This is a genomic window from Flectobacillus rivi, from assembly GCF_030056655.1.
GTDB lineage: Bacteria > Bacteroidota > Bacteroidia > Cytophagales > Spirosomataceae > Flectobacillus > Flectobacillus rivi.
This window is the reverse complement of sequence record NZ_JASHIE010000013.1, coordinates 150,998-170,524: the sequence shown is the minus strand read 5'-3', so window position 1 is coordinate 170,524 and position 19,527 is coordinate 150,998. Positions and strand designations below refer to the sequence as shown.

Sequence of the window (19,527 nt, the reverse complement as noted above, 5' to 3'; positions counted from 1 at the left end):
TTAAAAGATATCCATGGAAAGAATTTTTGCAACATATTATATCGAAACGCCATTTGCTCCTGAAAAAGCAGCAATGGTATTAGCAGGTGAACAATCTTCTGGAACCTTTGTCGCAGTTCCTGGCGAGACAGAAGAGTTGAAAGCTCGTTTTGCAGCGAGAGTAGAAAAGGTAACTTTTCTCGAAACTGTAAATACCCCAGCGATCCCAGGTGCTGAAAGTCCGACAGGGCAATATCATCGTGCGCTGGTTGAGGTGTCTTGGTCAATCGAGAATTTTGGATATAACTTACCTGTCATGATTTCTACTTTGCAAGGAAACTTGTATGAAATTAGACAGTTTACAGGCTTGAAATTGCTATCTCTTGAAGTGCCAGACTCTTTTGCAAATCATTTTGAAGGACCAGCTTTTGGCATAGAAGGATGTCGTAAATTAACCCAAGTCTATGACCGTCCTTTGATTGGTACGATTATCAAACCAAGTGTAGGATTAAGTCCAGAAGATACCGCCGCAACCGTAAAAGTACTGGCAGAAGCAGGTATTGATTTTGTAAAGGATGATGAATTGATGGGCTCAACAGCCAATTCTCCATTCGAGAAAAGAGTCGATGCCATCATGGATGTGATTAATCGCCATGCTGATAAAACAGGCAAGAAAGTCATGTATGCCTTTAATATCAGCGGAGATATAGACGATATGCTCCGTCGATATGAAAAAATCGTAACATCGGGTGGTACTTGCGCTATGGTGAGTATCAATAGTGTAGGTATTTCTGGTACCAAAAAAATCTGTGATCAACGTGCTTTAGCAATTCATGCACACCGCAATGGTTGGGGAATGATGACACGTCATCCTTTGTTAGGCATAGAATTTACAGCCTATCAAAAATTATGGCGTTTGGCTGGGGTTGACCAATTGCACGTAAATGGTATTCAAAATAAATTTTGGGAATCAGATGATTCGGTCGTGACTTCAATAGAACAGTGTTTAAAACCGATGTTGGGTGGTTATAAGGTATTGCCCGTAGTATCGTCGGGACAATGGGGCGGACAAGCACCTGAAACGTATCGCCGTACTCAAACCCTCGATTTGCTGTACATGGCAGGTGGTGGTATTATGGCACATCCTATGGGCGCGAGCGCTGGCGTAACGGCCTTGCAACAAGCTTGGAAAGCGGCAGTTGACGGTTTGTCTGTAGAGGATGCCGCTAAAATATATCCAGAGTTTGCAAAATCTGTTGAGAAATTTGGTAAATCGTAGAGACGTTGCATGCAACGTCTTCATATAGATGTCTGATGGCATCTTTTTAGATTTAAAACATTTGCGTTAGTCGTTGTACGCAACGTCTCTACCAAAAATATTTTGTTTATGTACAAAAAGAATTTCATACATTTTTTGGGAATAGCTTTATTGGGTCTATTTTCTCAAAAAACTATTTGCCAAGATACCGTGAGATATGTTGGCAAAACTTTAGTGAATGTCGATTATCATCATGGACAGCTGCCTTTGGCAGTTGGTGTTCATAATTACCAAACGTTTAGAGCCAACCGTGAACACCCCGAATGGGCAGGCGGGAGTTCATGGACCTATAACCATGCCCCGATGTTGGCGTATTGGAATAATACCTTTTTCTTGGAGTTTTTGAGCGACCCTGTGGGCGAGCATATTCCTCCTGGACAAACGTTTTTACAAACTTCTTCTAATGGAAAGGACTGGACAAACCCTGTAGTTTTGTTTCCTCCCCATAAAATTCCTGATGGCTGGACGAAGGAAGGATATAAAGGTGTAGCCAAAGATTTATATGCCGTGATGCATCAACGTATGGGTTTTTATGTATCTAAGAAAAACCGTTTACTGGCTTTGGCGTACTACGGAATCGCCCTTGATGCCAAAGATGACCCGAACGACGGAAAAGGAATAGGTCGTGTGGTGCGCGAAATATATAAAGATGGAAGCTTTGGTCCGATTCATTTTATTCGCCCCAATCGCACTTGGGATTTGAAACAATCGCCCTATATGATGTTTACGCAAAGTAAAGATAAAGGCTTTATTGAGGCTTGTAACGAATTATTGGCAACTCCGTTGATGATGCAACAATGGGTAGAAGAAGCAGATAGAGATGACGAATTGATTCCTTTGAAGAAAGAAGTAAAAGCTTTTAGTTTTTATCATTTACCAAACAAAAATGTGGTTGGTCTGTGGAAACATGCTTTAACTTCCATCAGTAAAGACGAAGGCAAAACGTGGGAATATAGTCCTTTGCGTGCACCAGGGTTTGTTAATAGTAATGCGAAAATTTGGGGTCAAAAATTGCCTAATGGACAATATGCTACTGTTTATAATCCATCAGAATTTCGTTGGCCTTTGGGTATCTCTGTTTCGGATAATGGCTTGGATTACAAGAACTTATTGTTAGTGACGGGAGAAATTTCAACTATGCGCTATGGTGGGAATTATAAATCTTATGGTCCGCAATACGTTCGAGGCATTATAGAGGGGAATGGAACACCGCCTGATGGAAATATGTGGTTGACCTACAGCATGAACAAAGAGGATATTTGGGTGAGTAAAGTGCCAGTTCCTGTGGCTAGTGAAGTTTACGGAAGTATCAATGAGACATTTGATAAAATGCCAGAAGGCAAAGAGCTAGAGTTATGGAATATTTATAGTCCTCTTTGGGCAAAAGTAGGTATTGAAAAAGCCCCTGATGGTACCAAAGCTCTGACTTTACATGATAAAGATCCTTTCGACTTTGCCAAAGCAGAACGTGTTATTCCTGAAGCAACTAAAACTACGATTACTTTCACAGTTATTCCTGCTCAAAACAATAAAGGGCTATTACACATTGAATTTCAAGATGAAAAAGGAACGCCTGCCGCTCGTTTGATTTTTGATTCAGATAGTACGCTAAAAGCAAAAGTGGGGTATCGTAACTCAGGTGTTCAGGCGTATGAGACTGGAAAGCCGTATGAAATTCGTGTTGAATTGGATAGATATAAACGTATGTATGACATTTATATCAACGGTCAGAAAAAGGGAACTCGCCTACAATTTGCACCTGTGGCATCTTTCCGTCGTGTGGTTTTCCGTACGGGAGAGGTACGCCGTTTTCCTAATGCTGATACGCCAACCGACCAAGATTTTGACGTGCCTAAAGCAGGAGAGCAGGCACCTGAAGCGATTTTTTATATCAAGAACTTTATTGTTAAATAATAAAGGATAGCCTTTTAGCTCATGAAACGAATTGGAATATTTTTAATATTAATTGCTTTATTATCAAGTTCTTGTAAAAAAGAAGCCTATATTTTTACTTCTTTTCATGAACCTGCTAATGAAGGTTTGAGGATGCTTTACAGCGAGGATGCTTATCATTGGAAAGACCTCAACAAGGTTTTACTGGCTCCCACAACCGGAAAGCAAAAAGTCATGCGTGACCCGTCTATCGCGCAAGGACCTGATGGCACTTTTCACTTGGTTTGGACCAGTAGCTGGAAAGGCGATTTGGGCTTTGGATACGCATCATCTAAAGATTTGATTCATTGGTCTGAACAGCAATTTATTCCAGCCATGGCAAATGAAACCAGTACGGTTAATGTTTGGGCACCTGAGATTTTGTATGATAAAGCAACCAAACAATTTGTTATTATTTGGGCTTCCTGTATTCCTAAGCGTTTTGAGAAAGGGATAGAAGATGAGGAAAACAACCATCGAATGTATGTGACTACCACAAAGGATTTCAAGACATTCTCCCCAAGTAGATTATTCCTAGATCCTAATTTTAGTGTTATTGACGCAGTAATCGTTCCTCGTAAAAAGGATGATTACGTATTGGTACTGAAAGACAATACTCGTCCAAATCGTAACATTAAAGTAGCTTTCGGAAAAAGTGCTACGGGCGAATTCAGTAATGTTTCGGAACCATTTACCAAGAAGTTTACGGAAGGACCTTCGGTAGTCAGAGTAGGAGAGGAGTACCTCATTTACTTTGATTCGTACCAAAGCAAAACCTATGAAGCTATGCGTACTAAAGACTTTAAAACATTTGAGGATGTTTCGAAAATTGTATCTGTTCCGCAAGGGCATAAACATGGGACCATTCTGAAGGTGTCAAAAAAAGTCTTAAAAAACCTTTTGTCGCAACCCTAGTGAAATATATATAAGTAAATGATTTACAGAATTATACGGATTGCTAAATGCAAATCCTGATAGCGTTTGATGAATATCATTTCTTAAACTTATAGATTTTTAACTCACAAAATAACCTTATTACTCAATGAAAAAATTAGCCCTAGTTCATACATCGGCGACTTTAATTCCTGTATTTCAGGAGCTATGTCAAGCTTTTTTGCCTGGCGTACAAGTGTTCAATATTGTAGATGACTTTTTAGTAAAAAATATCATTGCTTCAGGTTCGCTTACCCCTACGATTGCCAAACAAGTCGTGGGCTACGTGGAGTCTGCACAAATGGGCGGCGCTGATCAAGTATTAGTAACTTGTTCTTCGATTGGTCCAGCAGTAGAATTGTCGGAGCATTTAGTGGATATCCCTGTATTGAGAGTTGATCAGCCAATGGCTGATAAGGCTGTCGCTATGGGCACTCGTATAGGTGTGATTGCGACTTTGTCTTCAACGCTTGAACCGACAGCGGATTTGATTTCTCGTCGAGCTGAAGTAGCGAGTAAGAAAATTCAATTAGAGGCTGTTTTGTGCGAAGGTGCATTTGATGCCCTAATGCGTGGCGATGCCGCGACACATGACCAAAAAGTGACGGAGGTTCTCAAACAATTAGCTTCTAAAGTAGATGTGATTGTTTTGGCGCAGGCATCAATGGCTCGCGTAGTCGCTAATTTGAACCCAAGCGAAAAGAAAGTACCTATTCTTTCAAGTCCTCAAATTGCGATTGAATATTTGGCTTCTCAACAAGCTTTATCCTAACTCACCACTATGAAAGTTGTCTTTAAAACCTGTTTAATTCTTTCTTTCCTACTGTTAATAACGGGTATAGCCCTTTGGTTTTCAGGAAGCCATGATGCACTTTGTCCTTTGGCGATAGTTACAATTGTGTGTTTTGCTTTGGGAATCAAAGAGGTAGAAGCCCTCAAAAACTACCAATATACTGCTTGGATTATGACAGCAGTATTATCAGGAATGCTTTATCCAGAGTCTTTCAAATCTTGGGGTGGAGTAAACCTACGTGACAAAACCCTCATATTGATTATCATCCAATTTGTGATGTTTGGCATGGGGACACATATCAAGGTAAAAGATTTTGCAGGAATTGGTTCAACAGGAAAAGGAGTATTAGTAGGTTTATTTTGCCATTTTTCAGTAATGCCTTTGATGGGTTTTTTGTTGACAAGAATTTTTCATTTTGACCCAGAAATTGCCGCTGGCATCATTTTGATTGGCTCGTGCTCTTCTGGTTTAGCGTCGAATGTAATGGTTTATTTGGCAAAAGGAAACCTAGTTTTATCGGTTGTAGTAACGGCTATGGCAACATTGGCAGCGCCATTTCTAACGCCATTACTCATGAAGTTGTTGGCAGGAACACTCATACAGGTCGCTTTTGTAGGCATGATGATGGAAATTATCAAGATAGTTTTGATTCCAATCGGTGCGGCGTTGTTGTATGATTACTTGAAAAATGCGAATACTTCTGTAGTAAACAAGTCACGTATTATTGCGCTAGTTTTACTTTTTATCATGATTGGTATTTTCTTGTTGATAAAAAATGGAGCTGTAGACGGTACTTTGAAAGAATCATTAGAAATAACAGGTTTTATTTTCGGGGCCTATGTTATGGGAGTTTTATATCATGGAGCAACATCATTTGAGCCACGTCTGGATACGTGGATGCCCTATATTTCAATGATGGGAATCATTTATTTTACTACTGTTACTACTGCTGCTGGTCGAGATAACTTGTTGAAAGTGGGTGGTTTACTTTTTGTTGTTTCGGTGATTCACAATGCTAGTGGATATTTTTTTGGGTATTGGTTAGCTCGCTTTTTTGGTATGAGCAAAACCGATGCTCGCACGATTGCTTTTGAAGTTGGCTTACAAAATGGAGGTATGGCTTCTGGACTTGCAGGTACAATGGGTAAGCTCGGAACCGTTGGTTTGCCAGCAGCGGTATTTAGTCCTTGGATGAATATTTCTGGCTCTATTCTCGCAAATTTCTGGAGAAAACGGGCAGTTGATAAATAAATTTAATAAATAAGAGTATGAAAACGAGTTTATTAGCTTTACTGTTTTTTTCAGTTTGCTATGCTTCATTTGGGCAAAAATCTATTTCTTCTCAAGAAATGAAAGCCATTTATGAAGAAGTAAAAACACCGTATAAATATGGTTTGGTGCTTGTCCCTGAAGATACAGAGCATAAAATGGATTGTCCGACCGTATTTCGAAAAGGCAAAAAATGGTATATGTCTTACCTGATTTATAACGGTCGAGGCTATGAGACTTGGTTGGCAGAAAGTAAAGATTTGTTGAATTGGACTTCGAAAGGAAGATTGATGTCTTTTTCGGATACCACTAAAACAAAGATTTGGGATGCAAATCAAAAAGCTGGTTATATGGCGCTTCAAGATATGGCTTGGGGTGGTAGTTATGAATTAAAACCATATAAAGGAAAATATTGGATGTCCTATTTTGGAGGGAATGCCGCTGGATATGAAGCTGGCGATTTATCAATTAGCATGGCATACACAAGCGATGACCCAAATAAGGCACATGAATGGCAAAGGTTAGAAAAACCTGTTTTGACCGCAACAGATAAGGATACTCGTTGGTGGGAAAATCGAAAATTATTCAAAAGCACAGTTATTCAAGACCCACAAAAGCACTTAGGACATGAGTTTGTGATGTACTACAATGCTAATGGTGACTCGGCGGTCAATAACAAAAAGACACGTTGGTATGAACGCATTGGTATGGCAGTTTCTGATGATATGGTTTCATGGAAGAGAATACAAGAAGAGCCTTTAGTGTATCATTCGCAAGGAATTACAGGTGATCCACAAATTCAGAAGATAGGAGATAACTACGTGATGTTCTATTTTGGGGCATTTTGGAAAGATAGAAAAGGTGCTTTCAATCGCTTTGCTGTGTCCAAAGATTTATTGCATTGGACGGATTGGGATGGTGAAAGCCTTGTTCAATCGTCTGAAGCGTACGATGAATTATATGCACATAAATCTTTTGTATTAAAGTATAAAGGTGTGGTATATCACTTTTATTGTGGAGTAAACAAAGGCGACCAAAGAGGTATTGCTGTTGCGACCTCTAAAGATTTTGGAAAAAGTAAAGTAAAATTCATGGAGCTTAAAAAGCCATAAATTAGTTTCTTAAGGTTGAATATGTAAGGCATACAAGGATTCTTGTATGCCTTTTTGTTTTCATATTTTGTATTTAACATAAGGTAATTTATACAACTTTAATTGGTGAGCAAGATTATTGCAATTTTACCCGCTTTAAGCGCTAGGCTTTATGCTGTAGGTGAATAGTTAAAAGTATTTCTCATAAAATAATAAGCGTAATTACTACGACTATTTTAAACCTAAGCTAGTGGGCAAACCATCTAGACTGACTAAATTATTTTCTTTAACATATTCTTGCAGTCCGTCCTGACCTAATTTATCTGCCCACTTAAAATGAGTATCACGTTCTCCTACATAGTCATACAAAGGTACACCCCAACCGCAAGACGTTTGGACTAAACTGATGTCTGCCACAATGAGTTGACGAGTGCTCGGGTGAATGGTAAAATGTGGTGCATATTTATCCCAAAGTTCAGTTTCAGGTAATACAGTTATAGCTTTTCCGTACAGCCTTAATATGCTTGGAGGACCTTCAAAAGAACAAAACATCAACGTAATTCTTCCGTTTTCCAGAATGTGTGCAGATGTCTCATTTCCACTACTAATCAAGTCCATGTATCCTACCTCTGTATCAGAGAGAAATCGGAAACAGTCAAGCCCTTTAGGCGATAAGTTGACATGACCCTCAGAATTTAGCGGGGCTGTGCTGACAAAAAACATATGCTGTTTGTCGACGAATTTTTTGTGAGCAGATGTGATGGTATTTGAAAAAGTACCCATAGTTGTTTAGGATTTAAATATGTAAAGTGTTAAGCTTTGGTGGATTGGTGTAGGTTTTATTTTTAAAGTTGGTAATAGTTGTTTATTCATCATATCATCTGATGAATTTGAAAACAATATTACTATTTTATTTCTACCAAGATTTGAGTTTTCTATAACAAACGCCCTAAAACTATTGGTATATTCCTTTGAGATTGCTTCTCTTTTTGAATTATTCTATCTTTGGCGCGATTTACACACGAATTTTGAAGATTTCTAAAAATTAAAGTTATGATTCAACGGAAGAAAAAGTCTTGGTTCTATATGCTGTTTATATGGCATGGTTCAGTTTTACCGCAGCTGGTCCCTCGCTTGAGCTTATTGCTGGTTTTCTCTATGGTCATCGTTTATTTTAATGGTACGCTATATCATTATAAAGTCCCTTTAAACCCTGCCCCCTTTACTTTGTTTGGATTGGCTATTGCTTTGTTCTTAGGTTTTAGAAACAACGCTAGTTATGATAGATTTTGGGAGGGTCGAAAGCTCTGGGGTGCGCTAGTTATTGATTCTCGTTCACTCTTGAGACAAGCGTTGAGTTTAACAACTTACGATAATAAGAGTCCACAAATTAAAGAGTTTGCTAATCTTTTGATAGCATTTTCGTATGCCTTAAAACATCAACTTCGCCATACTAACTCGGATACTGATTTGCAAAAAAGGCTATCTTCGGAGGCTTTTGAAAGAAGTAAAACTATTGGTTTTAAACCAACTTTTCTGCAATATGAATTAGCGAATTGGGTCAAAAAAGCCAAATTAGAAGGCAAAATAGATTCGATAGGGCAAATGGCAATAGATGCAAATTTGAACCAGTTATCGGCCATAGTTGGTGGTTGTGAAAGAATTCATTCCACTCCAATACCTTATACTTATGGTGTGCTTTTGCATAGAACCGTCTATTTGTATTGTTTCTTTTTGCCATTTGGTTTGGTGGATAGTTTGGGTTGGCTTACTCCTATTATCACTGTTTTTATTGCTTACACTTTCGTAGCTTTTGAAACCATTGCTGATGAGTTAGAAGAACCATTTGGGACAGAACCAAATGATTTACCACTCAACGCGATGTGTCTTACCATTGAAACAACATTGTCTGAAATGATTGGAGAACCTATTCCTTCGCAACCTCAGTTGGATGGATATATTTTGGATTAAAAATTAATGAAGGGTTTGTTATGTATTGCTATTTCAAGACTAGACAATATTTTATAAAAAAAAGCTGTCCTCAAACGAGAACAGCTTTTAATAATTTCAGACGATTATGCTAAAGTAATAAATTGTATCATTAGTGATTAAATCACGAAATAATCTTACTCTAATGGGTTAAACGCTCCGTTTGTCCAACCATCATTTTGTTTCAATAATGGGTTATTATCAATGGCTGAAGTTGGAATAGCGAAGAAATAATATTTTGGTAAATAGTTGATGGCTGTACGGCTCATCAAAGCATTTGGTGTTAATGCAATGGTGAAATAATTAGTATAAACATCTTCTAATTTCATACCATCACGAGAAGTAGCAAAGTCAGCAGGAACACCTGTAGTTTTCAAGTTGATTTGCACTTTTGTACCTTTTGAACCATTCAACGTTGATTCCAATAATCTCCAACGACGTAAATCCCAGAAACGTTTTCCTTCAAAAGCAAATTCAACTTGTCTTTCATCCAAAATAGCTTTGAACATTTCGGCACGAGACATATTGGCTTTCAAACCATATAGGTTGTCTGAACCAGCTTCGATACCTGCACGCTTACGAATATTAATAAGTTGTGTATAAGCTTCATCTAATTTGCCAACACCAGCAGCAGACTCTGCATAGTTTAACATCACTTCTGCAAAGCGAATTTCTTGCCAGTCAGTTCCTGAATAAATTGTATTTGATTGATCAAGAGTTGAACCCGCTACATCAGAGGTTTGCAAGGCTTTTTTACAATAGAAACCTGTAAAGCTAAAGTTCACACCACCATTTTCAACACTTTTACCAGCTGCATAGTATGTCCAAAGTCTGTTGTTTGGTACATTGCTCATAGGCCAAGTACAACCGTTGTAAGCGATAGTTTTCTCAAAACGAGGATCACGATCTTTGAAGAACAATAAATCAGAATAAGCATATTTTGAATCGCCAGGTTTTTTACCATCTTTCATTGGGTAAGCTTTTACCATATCCCAAGAAGGAAGATTTGAACCACCTCCCGATACAGTTGAGTATTTAGGACGGTTTGATGCTTCCCAACCACTGTTTCTTCTTTGTTGATCCCCTACAGAAATGTTATAACCAGTTACAAAAACAGCTTCTGTATTGCCAGACTCAGTAAACCAAATTTTTGCATAATCAGCAATCAATTTAGAACCATTGGCAGTCAAGGCATCATACGCCGCTTTGTTAGCGTCATAAGAAGCTTGCCATTTAGTGTTTACGTCAGTTGGGTTAAACTGTGGAGAAGCTGCATATAACAACAAGCGACCTTTTAATGCCAAAGCGCCACCTTTTGTAATACGACCCCAGTTTGCTGCTGGGCTTGCCCATGTAGCAGGAAGGTATTTTGCCGCAGAATCTAAATCAGCAGAGATTTGTTTCACACATTGTGACGTAGTATTTCTAGGTAAAAATGTAGCCTCACGATTTTCGATACCAACTGCATTTTGAGGAGTTAGTACTAATGGAACACCGCCATAAAGTTTTACTAATTCAAAATAACGCCATGCTCTGAAGAAGTAAGCTTGAGCTAAAAGACGATTTTTGGCACCTGCATCCATTTTTGGATTTTGTTGCAAATCCGAAATGAATGAGTTGATAGTACGGATTTTACCGTAGTTGTTTGTTGCGTTCAACGCTGTACCAAAATCTGTTACATCATTTTCTGCAATAGCCCCTTCTAAATATTTATTTTGAGAAGAACCCTGATTGTATGATTCTTCTGTATAAGTACTACTTCCCAAACCACTGATAGTTGTGTAACCACCCCAATCAGGAAGGTTTTGGTTGTAGATATAGTTCAAAGAAAGATTGGCCAATACCGAGTCTCCTGATACTAAATCTGGGTCTGCCGCTCCTAAGTCTGTTTTATCAAGTACACTCTCACAACTAGCTAATGCGAACATTGAGCAAAGTGCCGTCCATAAAATATATTTCTTTTTCATTATTCTTAGTTTTTTTTGAAATGGTCAACCGAAGTTGACCTGTCCAACGTCTGAAACGATTACAAATTCAAGTTAATACCAGCTGAGAATGTACGAAGTGTAGGATACACATCAAATGCTCCAGAGTATTGCTTGTAGCTGTATGGGTTATAAAGGTTAAGTGGGTTTGTCGCTGTCAAGTAAATTCTAGCACCGTTGATATTCAACTTTTCTGTAATAGATTGAGGAATATCATACGAAATGTTCAACGTACGCACCGACATATTGAATGAACTTACAAACCAGAAATCAGAATCATATCCATTTTGTGCACGATAAGCAGGAGCAGGATACATAGCGTTAGGATTATCCACCGTCCAGTGATCTACTAAGTTGATTGGCAAGTTTGTTTTAGCTGTAACTTGAGCTGAAGTACCCCAGCTTCTTGCACCTGATTCTAGCAAATCTTGTCCACCAAACGAACCACCCAAAGCAAAAGAGAATGATAATCTTTTGTATGTTGTTGAGAAATTGAACCCAAAACCGTAGTGGTTGTCTTTTTTATTTGTTAAATATTGTAAATCGTTATCATCGATTTTACCATCTGGCGCTGCGTAAGTATAGTTACCATTAGCATCAGGTGTTGTACTTTTTGCACCTCTAATGTCATCGTAATACAACATACCCACTGCTGGCTTAGTACCATAGATGGTGTAATTAGGGTATTTAGCCAATAGAGCATCTACATCAGCTTGAGTACGTAGCATTCCCATACTTTTCAATCCTAATACACCCATATCTGTAGATCTTCCAGATGGGTCTTTAAATGTACCGATGATACCTTTATCTACGTCTACTTTCACTTGCTTATTATCACTCCATGACATAAATCCACGTACCTTGTAAGACCAATCTTGATTAATTTTATTAGTCCATCCCAGTGATATCTCAGTTCCAAATCCGTCTACAGTTGAGAAGTTTTCAGAAGGTAATGTTGCTCCAACAGTTAAAGGAACCGAAGAGACTAAAGAGCTTAACATATTATAACGATGATCGTAGAATCCATCAATCGTTAGATTTAAGCGATTTCTCAAGAACGACGCATCGATACCTCCGTTCAATTTAGTATCATCATCCCATGATACATCTCTGTTTGGCATAGCATTTTTTAAACGTAAGATACCTGCGCGGTCAAGGTTTCCTCCAAATACAGGACCATTACCTGTTTGAATCAAGTTGTAACTTTTCAACCAGTTATAGGCTCTGGTGTTATCCATACCTGTCAAACCACCCGATATTCTTACTTTTAATTGATCTACCCAACGTACATTGTTTTTGAAGAATGGTTCTTCTGAAATAACCCAACCCAATGACAATGATGGGAAGGTTCCCCAGCGATTTTCCGGAGCAAAGTTGGTAGAAGCATCACGACGAACTGTAAATTCAACAAGGTATTTGTTGGCATAAGCATAGTTCAAACGACCTACATACGACAAACGACCAGTTTCTGCTTCTGCTTCTGCAATAGTACCAACACCAGCGCCAGAGGTTGTACCACCTAGAGCATATCCTGCATTGTCAAGAGCGCCATCAACTAGGTTATCAAGATAAGAAGTAATACCATCTGAATATGTTTCAGATTGCTCTACCAATGCTAATGCTGAAATGCTATGTTTTCCGAATGTACGGTCAAACGTTAAGTATCCATTTAATTGGTAAACGTCTGAGTAACCTGGTGCATAATAAATACGGTTACTGTTGCTTACTGTAACAGGTGTTGGAAGAACAGTACCACCTACAATATGCTTATTGGTACCCAACATGCTGAAGTTATACAAGTTGTATTTTGTACCAAATTCTTTACCCCAAGTATTTTCTAAGTTACGGTTGTACGTTACTTTCGCTTTCAAGCCTTTCAAGAATGGCGCTTCATATTCTAAATATACGTTTAAGTTCATACCCGTATTTTTAGATAACAAGTAGTTATTTGACTTCTGAGCTTCGAAGAAGTGGAAGTTTTCAGTAGTACTTCCTGTACCACTCAAGTTTACTGGATAACCATTGTAATAAGCTGGCTTGAATGGAGCTGCGTATAACAACGATTTGTAATCTTTTTCGTTATCAGTACCACCTTGTTTCAACAAGTAGCGATCTTTGGTTGACAAGTCACCTGATAAACCTAATCCAGCCCTTACATTTTTCGAAACCTTCACATCTGCACTGGCACGGAATGTCCAACGGTCAAAGTTAATTTTATCAAAATTACCATTTTGTTGGTTATAAGTAACGCCAGCAAAGTAGGTAGCTTTTTCGTTTCCACCACTTACATTCAGTGCATGTCTTGTCACATAAGAGGCTTTCCAAGCTTGGTCTAACCAAGATTGGCTATTGGCTTTGTAGTAGTCTAATTCATCTTGTGAATACAACACCGATTTGTCAGCTGTATTCATGTTATAATCATTGATGTAAGTTGCCAATTGGTATCCATTCATCATTGATGGCAATTGAGCATCTGAACGACCAATTGAAGTACTGTAAGAAATTTTTGGAGCACCTGTTTTACCACGTTTTGTTGTGACTACAATTACCCCGTAAGCTCCTCTAGCACCATATACAGCAGCAGCAGCATCTTTTAAGATAGAGATATTTTCAACTTCTGATTGATCTAACGTGTTGAAGTCATCTTCAGAACGAATTATATTATCAATTACATACAACGGTCGAAGAGTACCTCCATCTTTTGATAGTAAGGTAGGGTTACGAATAGTGATAGAAGCTGGATCGCCAGGACGAGCAAAACCACCAGAAACACCAACCCCAGGTTGTTGGGCTGTCAAAGCCGCTGACAAGCTACCTACAGGGAGGTCTTCAATTGACTTCATATCGATTTGAGCAACTGCACCAGTCAAGTGAATTTTCTTCTGCTGACCATATCCCACCACTACTACTTCATCCAAAGAAGAAGTTTCGCTAACTAAAATGACATTAACGATTTTACGATCTGCAACTGAAACTTCCTGTGTTTTATATCCAATCGAGCTAATAATTAGCGTTTCTTTGCCAGTTGGGGCATTAAGTGTAAATGTACCATCAGCTTTAGTGGTTGTACCTGTTTTGCTGTTTTTGATACGAATTGTTACACCTGCCAATGGTGCGCCTTCACTGTCCTTTACAGAACCTGTCACTGTGTGGTCTGCATTACTAGTCTTAACGGCAGAACCCAATGCAGGATTTGAAGCTTGAGCTGCCTCCAAAAAAGGAGCTCCCGCAATGAATTGGGCTGCTAATAGCAAAGTACAGGTAAGTTTAGTGCCTTTACGTTTGCCAAATTGTGGTTGTAAATGAAATGTCATATTTTTCCTTACATTAAATTGAGTACTAATAGTGTTTGTACGTTTTCGACTTGCGTTCGAGTTACTTTGAGTTTTCCTAATTATTATTGTCCAGAGGTTTTACTTGCTTCCTTTTTAGCTGATTCGGCAGCTTTGATTTTCTTCTCCCACTCTTGCCCTGCCTTTTTCATATCTACTCCTTGAGCCGAAAGATAATTATTGATTTTGCCTTTGTATTTTCCGAACCAAGCGTGTTTTTTTTCTGATGATTCGGCATCCATTGCATGCTCTCTTGCTTCTGTTAAATAATCCAAAATTTGTTTCTTTTGGTCTTTAGTCAAATCAGGAAGCATTTCTTGATAAGCTCTGTAAGTGTTAGGTAATACATTGTAAGTCATACCGTCTTTTACTGCTTCTACCTGAGTGTCTGATAATTCCTTTGAAAGAGATTTAAGATACTTTTCATGTAAGGTGTTTTGATCAGCGTCTGTTTTTTGCTCTACTTTTTGAATTTCCGCTGTTAGCTGTTCCTTACTTAAAGAAGTATTTCCTTTGAGCGCTAAGATGCTATTCTTTTTTTGCTCATGGATGTCGTTGAGATTACGATATTGATTGGCAATTAAGTCTCTTACCTTGAGTGCTTTCTTTTCTTTTTTCACATCAAGCTTCTGTACAATCTTATCAGCTCTTTCTGTAATTGCTTTGGTATATGCGGCTTCTTTTGCAGAAGCATCTTGAATGTTTTGCGCATTTCCAAACAATACAAATCCTAATAGCAAAGAGGTAATCGAGAGAAATCTGAATTGGAACATTATAAGGTACGTTTATCTGTTATGTTGGTATTGAATTTTTTTTTTAACACTTTTCGACAGTCTGTATAATTATGATTTATTAGCAGTGCTTTTTGATAAAATATTGCTATTTTCTAATTTTTTTAGGCTATCTATTGTAGTCTTTTATCATAATATCATGGAATTGCACTCTACTTGTTCAAAACCTGATTTCTGAGAACTATGATAAGTGTTATTTTGACACATTGATTTACTGGTACTTGTAATTTTTTAGTGGTTAAGTAATTGATTATTAATTTATTATAAGTTTCAATCAAGACAAGTAATGACAACTTTATACTTTTTTTATATTACGTTAGTTATATAATTTGGTAATATTCTTTTATACAAGTAAAATTGTGTTGTTTCTACGATTCAAATTTCACTATATAAAGTCCTATTTTTATGCATTTTTTTACCAACTTAGTGTAGAATATTGTCATATAATAAATTGGAATCATCATATTTGAATATATTGTACAAAATTTTTGATAGTAGAACGTTTTTTAGAGAAAGTAGAAATAAAAGAATAGTCCTATTTTTTTGATAATATTGAGTTATGAAACCACTTTTCCAGAAAGTTCCTGTTAAGCTAGAAAGCTCCTTTAGTGTCAGACACGACGTTCGACCTAACTTTGGAGGCATCTGGCATTATCACCCTGAGCTAGAGTTGCACTATATTATCAGAGGCGAAGGGGTTCGTTTTATTGGTGATAATATCAGCAACTTTTCGCATGGTGAGATTGTGTTGGTGGGCGAAAACTTACCTCATACTTGGCGTTGTAAAGAGGAGTATTTTTATCCTGATAATGACCTCGACGTAGAGGCTGTGGTTATACAATTTTTGCCTGATTGTCTTGGAAAATATTTGCTTGGATTACCAGAGGCATATTTGCTCCCAAAATTGTATGATAAGGCCAAAAGCGGCATGGTTATTATTGGCGAAACCCGAGAACGCCTGACTGAGCTGATGGTAAAAATTGCGCAGGCCAAAAACTTAGAGCGTATCTCTTTGCTCATTTCTATTTTGCATCTTTTGGCAGAAAGTGATGAGTTCGAAACCATTGCGGGTGGACAAGCTTTTTACCAGTCGAACGAGTCGGATACACTCCGATTGAATAAGGTGTGTAATTATACTTTGATGAACTATAAAAAGGATATTACCCTTGAAGAAATTGCTGCAATTAGTAACCTGAGCGTCACATCGTTTTGTAGATACTTTAAGCTCATGACCAAGAAGACCTACTATGATTTCTTGATTGAAATCCGTATTTCACACGCCTGTAGGGCTTTGGTTGAGGATAAGCTACCTACAGAGGTGATTTGCTTTGACTGTGGATTCAATAATGTGTCGAATTTCTATAGACATTTCAAAAAAGTAATGGGTATTACACCGCTGGAGTATAAGCGAAAATATCATAAGAAATAACTGTTGGCTTACAGCAACGAAAGAATATTTAAGAGCCAAAAAAAATCCCCCGCTAGTAAAACTATTGCGGGGGATTCCATCCCAAATTAATTAACAAACTATCTCCTGTAAAGGTATAGTATCTTGTAAGTCCTTGTATGCCAGATACAAAGTCTCAATATCGTTTGCGACTGAAGGGCTGATCTTCCCTACGTTACGTCGTGTGAATGTCGAAATCTGAAAATTTCTTTTTTGTAAAAATAGTTTAGAAACAGTTGGATAAACCTGATGCATGACATCCATTTGTTTCACTAAAAAGTCTTGTACTTTTTGTATTTCGGACGAAAGCTCCTCTTTATTATAATTGTCACATAACCAGACGATTAATTTAGGGAAATAATTGCCTTGAATACAAGACAAACCAGCACTCCCTGCCTTTAGAGAATCCACAGCATGAACCATGTATGCATCATAAAGTCCAAAATTTTGCCCTTCTGTAGCTTTGATTTTAGCCTTTATTTGCTCAATATCTAAGCAAGTATCTTTATGATAAATGACTCTTCCTGTGCGACTTAGTCTCGACAAAATGTCTGCTGAAACCAATCGCTTGTAGGGTACTGGACATTCGTAAAGCCCTAGGGGAATGTTTTCAGTTAAGTCTAATAAAGCCATCATTCTGTCTTCAAAAACCTCGTCAGTCTCATGACTTTCGGCAATGGCGTTTGCCAAGATAATCACTGCATCAGTGCCAGTATCATATACTTTTTTGACAAAATCAGCTTGCTCTTGTAAGCTATTGCCAAAACTTCCTGTGGCTACTACCGGTAACCCTGACGCACTCTTTATAGTTTGTTTGATTACTTGAAGGCGTTCATTTTCAGTAAGTTCAAACATTTCACTAGACAAACAATTGGCAAATAGACCACTTGCTCCAGCTTCTACATAAAACTCTGTCAGTCGACCAAGACCTTCGAAATCTATCTCGCCATTTTCATGGAATGGCGTTAACATTACTGGAATAAATCCTTTTTTGGTAGTAATCATAACTGTAGAGGAATTGAAAAGCTAATATCTTGATTATGAGTCGTTTTTGGCCATTAATTTAGTGACAATCACTCCTGAGATGAATAGGGTAACTGTACCAAGTACAATACTCATATTTTTATGTAAATGACTTTTTAATCCATCATATTCTGCTGGTAAGATGTCAGAGAATGTGACCCAACAAATAACAACTAATCCTATTAGTGTAGCAATAATGGCAGCCTGATTAGTTGCTTTTTTACTAAATAATCCTAGTAAAAATAAACCTAACATACCTGCGGCAAATAGACCTGATAGTTGCCACCATATATCTAAAATGCTTTTGACACCAATCATAGCCATCCCCGAGGCTAGTCCTAAAAAGCCGAAAATAACCGTTGACGTATGTAATATACGTAAGCTACTTTTGTCGCTTATCTCTTTGACAAAATATCGTTGGTAAATGTCTATTGAAAACACTGTGGCTGAGGCATTCATGCCAGAGCTAATGGTACTCATAGCAGCAGACAATAATGCCGAGATAATGAGTCCCATCAATCCAACAGGGATTTTGTGAACCATAAAATGTGGCATTACCTTATCTCCATAATCTTCTACTTTGAGTTGAGCCGCCTGGGCTACTAACTCAGAAGAACTCAGATTGGGAAATTTAGCTTTGACAACTTCCAATTTGAGTTGATTCAATAATTCAGGATGAACCTCATAGTAGGCATATAAACTTGAGCCAATAATGAAAAAAAGCAAGGATGCTGGAATATACATCCAAACGCACATCCAGAGGGATTTTCGAGCTTCGCTTTCCGAGGTGGTAGTATGATAACGCTGAATGTAGTTTTGGTCCATCCCAAAATTGTTCAGATTTATTAAAAAACCATAAAACAAAACCACCCAGAAAGTTGAACTAGTAAAATCCCAATTCAAAGAACCCAAGCTAAATTTATTTTCTGTTGTGCCGATTTCGATTACTTGTTGTGTCCCCTCGGGCATATCCTTTATGATTAAGTATAGAATCAATAAGGCGCCAAAAGTTTTGATAAATGCCTGCGCTACTTCTGTCCAAATCACAGCCTCGATACCTCCTAACACTGTATATACAATGATGCAAATACCCATCACCCACATAATTATTTCCATCGAATAGCCTGTAAGTGCTTGTAAACTAAGTGCTATTCCGAAAAAGATAGAACCCATTCGGGCTAATTGTGTTAGCAAAAAGCACACTACAGCGTACGTTCTTGCCCATGCACCAAACCTTTTTTCGAGATTGGTATAGGCTGATATTTCACCTGTTCCTCGATAAAATGGTATAAAATATTTGGATGCTACCCAAGCTGCTAAGGGCATAGACAAACTGAATACAAATGCATTCCAATTGCCTGCATAAGCTTTGCCCGGTACCCCTAAAAAGGTATTACTACTCAAAAAAGTGGCATAAATTGAAGCTCCTATTGCCCAGCCAGGGATACTCCCCGATGCCTTAGTAAATTGTTCTGCGTTTTGGTTCTTTTTCGAAAAATGGTATCCTACTGCTATCATTCCCAATAAATAGATGATAATCAGAGAGATATCCACAAGCGGTAAGCTTTGGTGGTTCATAGTGTATTGAGATTATTTTCATAAAGTTAAAAGGTCTCACTATGTCACTAACGCTCCGCCCTACTTT

The 19,527-nt window shown here is 38.0% G+C and carries 14 protein-coding genes; 8 read left to right on the top strand and 6 right to left on the bottom strand.

Features of this window, described 5'->3' with window-relative positions; all coding sequences use genetic code 11:
* Window positions 1–13: 13 nt before the first annotated feature.
* From QM481_RS18445 to QM481_RS18420, 6 genes are all read left to right on the top strand, one after another.
* Complete coding sequence (locus QM481_RS18445; protein ID WP_283382827.1) at window positions 14–1,258, top strand: ribulose-bisphosphate carboxylase large subunit family protein; 1,245 nt, start codon at window positions 14–16, stop codon at window positions 1,256–1,258.
* A 108-nt stretch (window positions 1,259–1,366) separates the two neighbouring features.
* On the top strand, window positions 1,367–3,211 hold the full coding sequence (locus tag QM481_RS18440) for a sialidase family protein (protein WP_283382826.1): 1,845 nt from the start codon (window positions 1,367–1,369) through the stop codon (window positions 3,209–3,211).
* A gap of 21 nt (window positions 3,212–3,232) precedes the next feature.
* Window positions 3,233–4,144, top strand: coding sequence for a glycoside hydrolase family 43 protein (locus QM481_RS18435; protein WP_283382825.1), 912 nt, complete (start codon window positions 3,233–3,235; stop codon window positions 4,142–4,144).
* A gap of 127 nt (window positions 4,145–4,271) precedes the next feature.
* Entirely contained in the window at window positions 4,272–4,934 is a 663-nt protein-coding gene (locus QM481_RS18430) for an aspartate/glutamate racemase family protein (RefSeq protein ID WP_166550762.1), read from the top strand.
* A 9-nt stretch (window positions 4,935–4,943) separates the two neighbouring features.
* On the top strand, window positions 4,944–6,206 hold the full coding sequence (locus QM481_RS18425) for a bile acid:sodium symporter family protein (RefSeq protein ID WP_283382824.1): 1,263 nt from the start codon (window positions 4,944–4,946) through the stop codon (window positions 6,204–6,206).
* A gap of 17 nt (window positions 6,207–6,223) precedes the next feature.
* The gene (locus QM481_RS18420) at window positions 6,224–7,336 is read left to right on the top strand and encodes a glycoside hydrolase family protein (RefSeq protein WP_283382823.1); all 1,113 of its coding nucleotides are present in this window, start codon (window positions 6,224–6,226) and stop codon (window positions 7,334–7,336) included.
* A gap of 210 nt (window positions 7,337–7,546) precedes the next feature.
* Here QM481_RS18420 and QM481_RS18415 read toward each other — a convergent pair whose 3' ends face one another.
* On the bottom strand, window positions 7,547–8,098 hold the full coding sequence (locus tag QM481_RS18415; protein WP_283382822.1) for a pyridoxamine 5'-phosphate oxidase family protein: 552 nt from the start codon (window positions 8,096–8,098) through the stop codon (window positions 7,547–7,549).
* A gap of 270 nt (window positions 8,099–8,368) precedes the next feature.
* Here QM481_RS18415 and QM481_RS18410 point away from each other — a divergent pair, with 270 nt between their 5' ends.
* The gene (locus QM481_RS18410; RefSeq protein ID WP_283382821.1) at window positions 8,369–9,286 is read left to right on the top strand and encodes a bestrophin family protein; all 918 of its coding nucleotides are present in this window, start codon (window positions 8,369–8,371) and stop codon (window positions 9,284–9,286) included.
* 155 nt (window positions 9,287–9,441) lie between these two features.
* On the opposite strand, the gene QM481_RS18405 is transcribed toward QM481_RS18410, so the two are convergent.
* From QM481_RS18405 to QM481_RS18395, 3 genes are all read right to left on the bottom strand, one after another.
* Window positions 9,442–11,271 (bottom strand): RagB/SusD family nutrient uptake outer membrane protein, encoded by a 1,830-nt coding sequence (locus QM481_RS18405; protein WP_283382820.1) that lies wholly within the window; start codon window positions 11,269–11,271, stop codon window positions 9,442–9,444.
* Between the two features lie 59 nt (window positions 11,272–11,330).
* Window positions 11,331–14,603, bottom strand: a complete 3,273-nt coding sequence (locus tag QM481_RS18400) for a SusC/RagA family TonB-linked outer membrane protein (protein ID WP_283382819.1) — start codon at window positions 14,601–14,603, stop codon at window positions 11,331–11,333.
* Between the two features lie 83 nt (window positions 14,604–14,686).
* Entirely contained in the window at window positions 14,687–15,394 is a 708-nt protein-coding gene (locus QM481_RS18395; RefSeq protein ID WP_166550769.1) for a DUF3826 domain-containing protein, read from the bottom strand.
* Window positions 15,395–15,971: 577 nt separating this feature from the next.
* Between QM481_RS18395 and QM481_RS18390 the strand changes: the two genes are divergently transcribed.
* Complete coding sequence (locus QM481_RS18390; protein WP_166550770.1) at window positions 15,972–16,841, top strand: AraC family transcriptional regulator; 870 nt, start codon at window positions 15,972–15,974, stop codon at window positions 16,839–16,841.
* Window positions 16,842–16,931: 90 nt separating this feature from the next.
* Here QM481_RS18390 and QM481_RS18385 read toward each other — a convergent pair whose 3' ends face one another.
* Both QM481_RS18385 and QM481_RS18380 read right to left on the bottom strand, forming a co-directional pair.
* Window positions 16,932–17,864: a dihydrodipicolinate synthase family protein gene (locus QM481_RS18385; protein ID WP_283382818.1), complete on the bottom strand. Its 933-nt coding sequence runs from the start codon at window positions 17,862–17,864 to the stop codon at window positions 16,932–16,934.
* A 33-nt stretch (window positions 17,865–17,897) separates the two neighbouring features.
* Complete coding sequence (locus QM481_RS18380; RefSeq protein WP_283382817.1) at window positions 17,898–19,460, bottom strand: sodium:solute symporter family protein; 1,563 nt, start codon at window positions 19,458–19,460, stop codon at window positions 17,898–17,900.
* Between the last annotated feature and the right edge of the window lie 67 nt (window positions 19,461–19,527).

Bases quoted from the DNA above. Each gene is read 5' to 3' on its own strand.
- QM481_RS18445 (WP_283382827.1), top strand. From the start codon at position 14: ATGGAAAGAATTTTTGCAACATATTATATCGAAACGCCATTTGCTCCT.
- QM481_RS18440 (WP_283382826.1), top strand. From the start codon at position 1,367: ATGTACAAAAAGAATTTCATACATTTTTTGGGAATAGCTTTATTGGGT.
- QM481_RS18435 (WP_283382825.1), top strand. From the start codon at position 3,233: ATGAAACGAATTGGAATATTTTTAATATTAATTGCTTTATTATCAAGT.
- QM481_RS18430 (WP_166550762.1), top strand. From the start codon at position 4,272: ATGAAAAAATTAGCCCTAGTTCATACATCGGCGACTTTAATTCCTGTA.
- QM481_RS18425 (WP_283382824.1), top strand. From the start codon at position 4,944: ATGAAAGTTGTCTTTAAAACCTGTTTAATTCTTTCTTTCCTACTGTTA.
- QM481_RS18420 (WP_283382823.1), top strand. From the start codon at position 6,224: ATGAAAACGAGTTTATTAGCTTTACTGTTTTTTTCAGTTTGCTATGCT.
- QM481_RS18415 (WP_283382822.1), bottom strand. From the start codon at position 8,098: ATGGGTACTTTTTCAAATACCATCACATCTGCTCACAAAAAATTCGTC.
- QM481_RS18410 (WP_283382821.1), top strand. From the start codon at position 8,369: ATGATTCAACGGAAGAAAAAGTCTTGGTTCTATATGCTGTTTATATGG.
- QM481_RS18405 (WP_283382820.1), bottom strand. From the start codon at position 11,271: ATGAAAAAGAAATATATTTTATGGACGGCACTTTGCTCAATGTTCGCA.
- QM481_RS18400 (WP_283382819.1), bottom strand. From the start codon at position 14,603: ATGACATTTCATTTACAACCACAATTTGGCAAACGTAAAGGCACTAAA.
- QM481_RS18395 (WP_166550769.1), bottom strand. From the start codon at position 15,394: ATGTTCCAATTCAGATTTCTCTCGATTACCTCTTTGCTATTAGGATTT.
- QM481_RS18390 (WP_166550770.1), top strand. From the start codon at position 15,972: ATGAAACCACTTTTCCAGAAAGTTCCTGTTAAGCTAGAAAGCTCCTTT.
- QM481_RS18385 (WP_283382818.1), bottom strand. From the start codon at position 17,864: ATGATTACTACCAAAAAAGGATTTATTCCAGTAATGTTAACGCCATTC.
- QM481_RS18380 (WP_283382817.1), bottom strand. From the start codon at position 19,460: ATGAACCACCAAAGCTTACCGCTTGTGGATATCTCTCTGATTATCATC.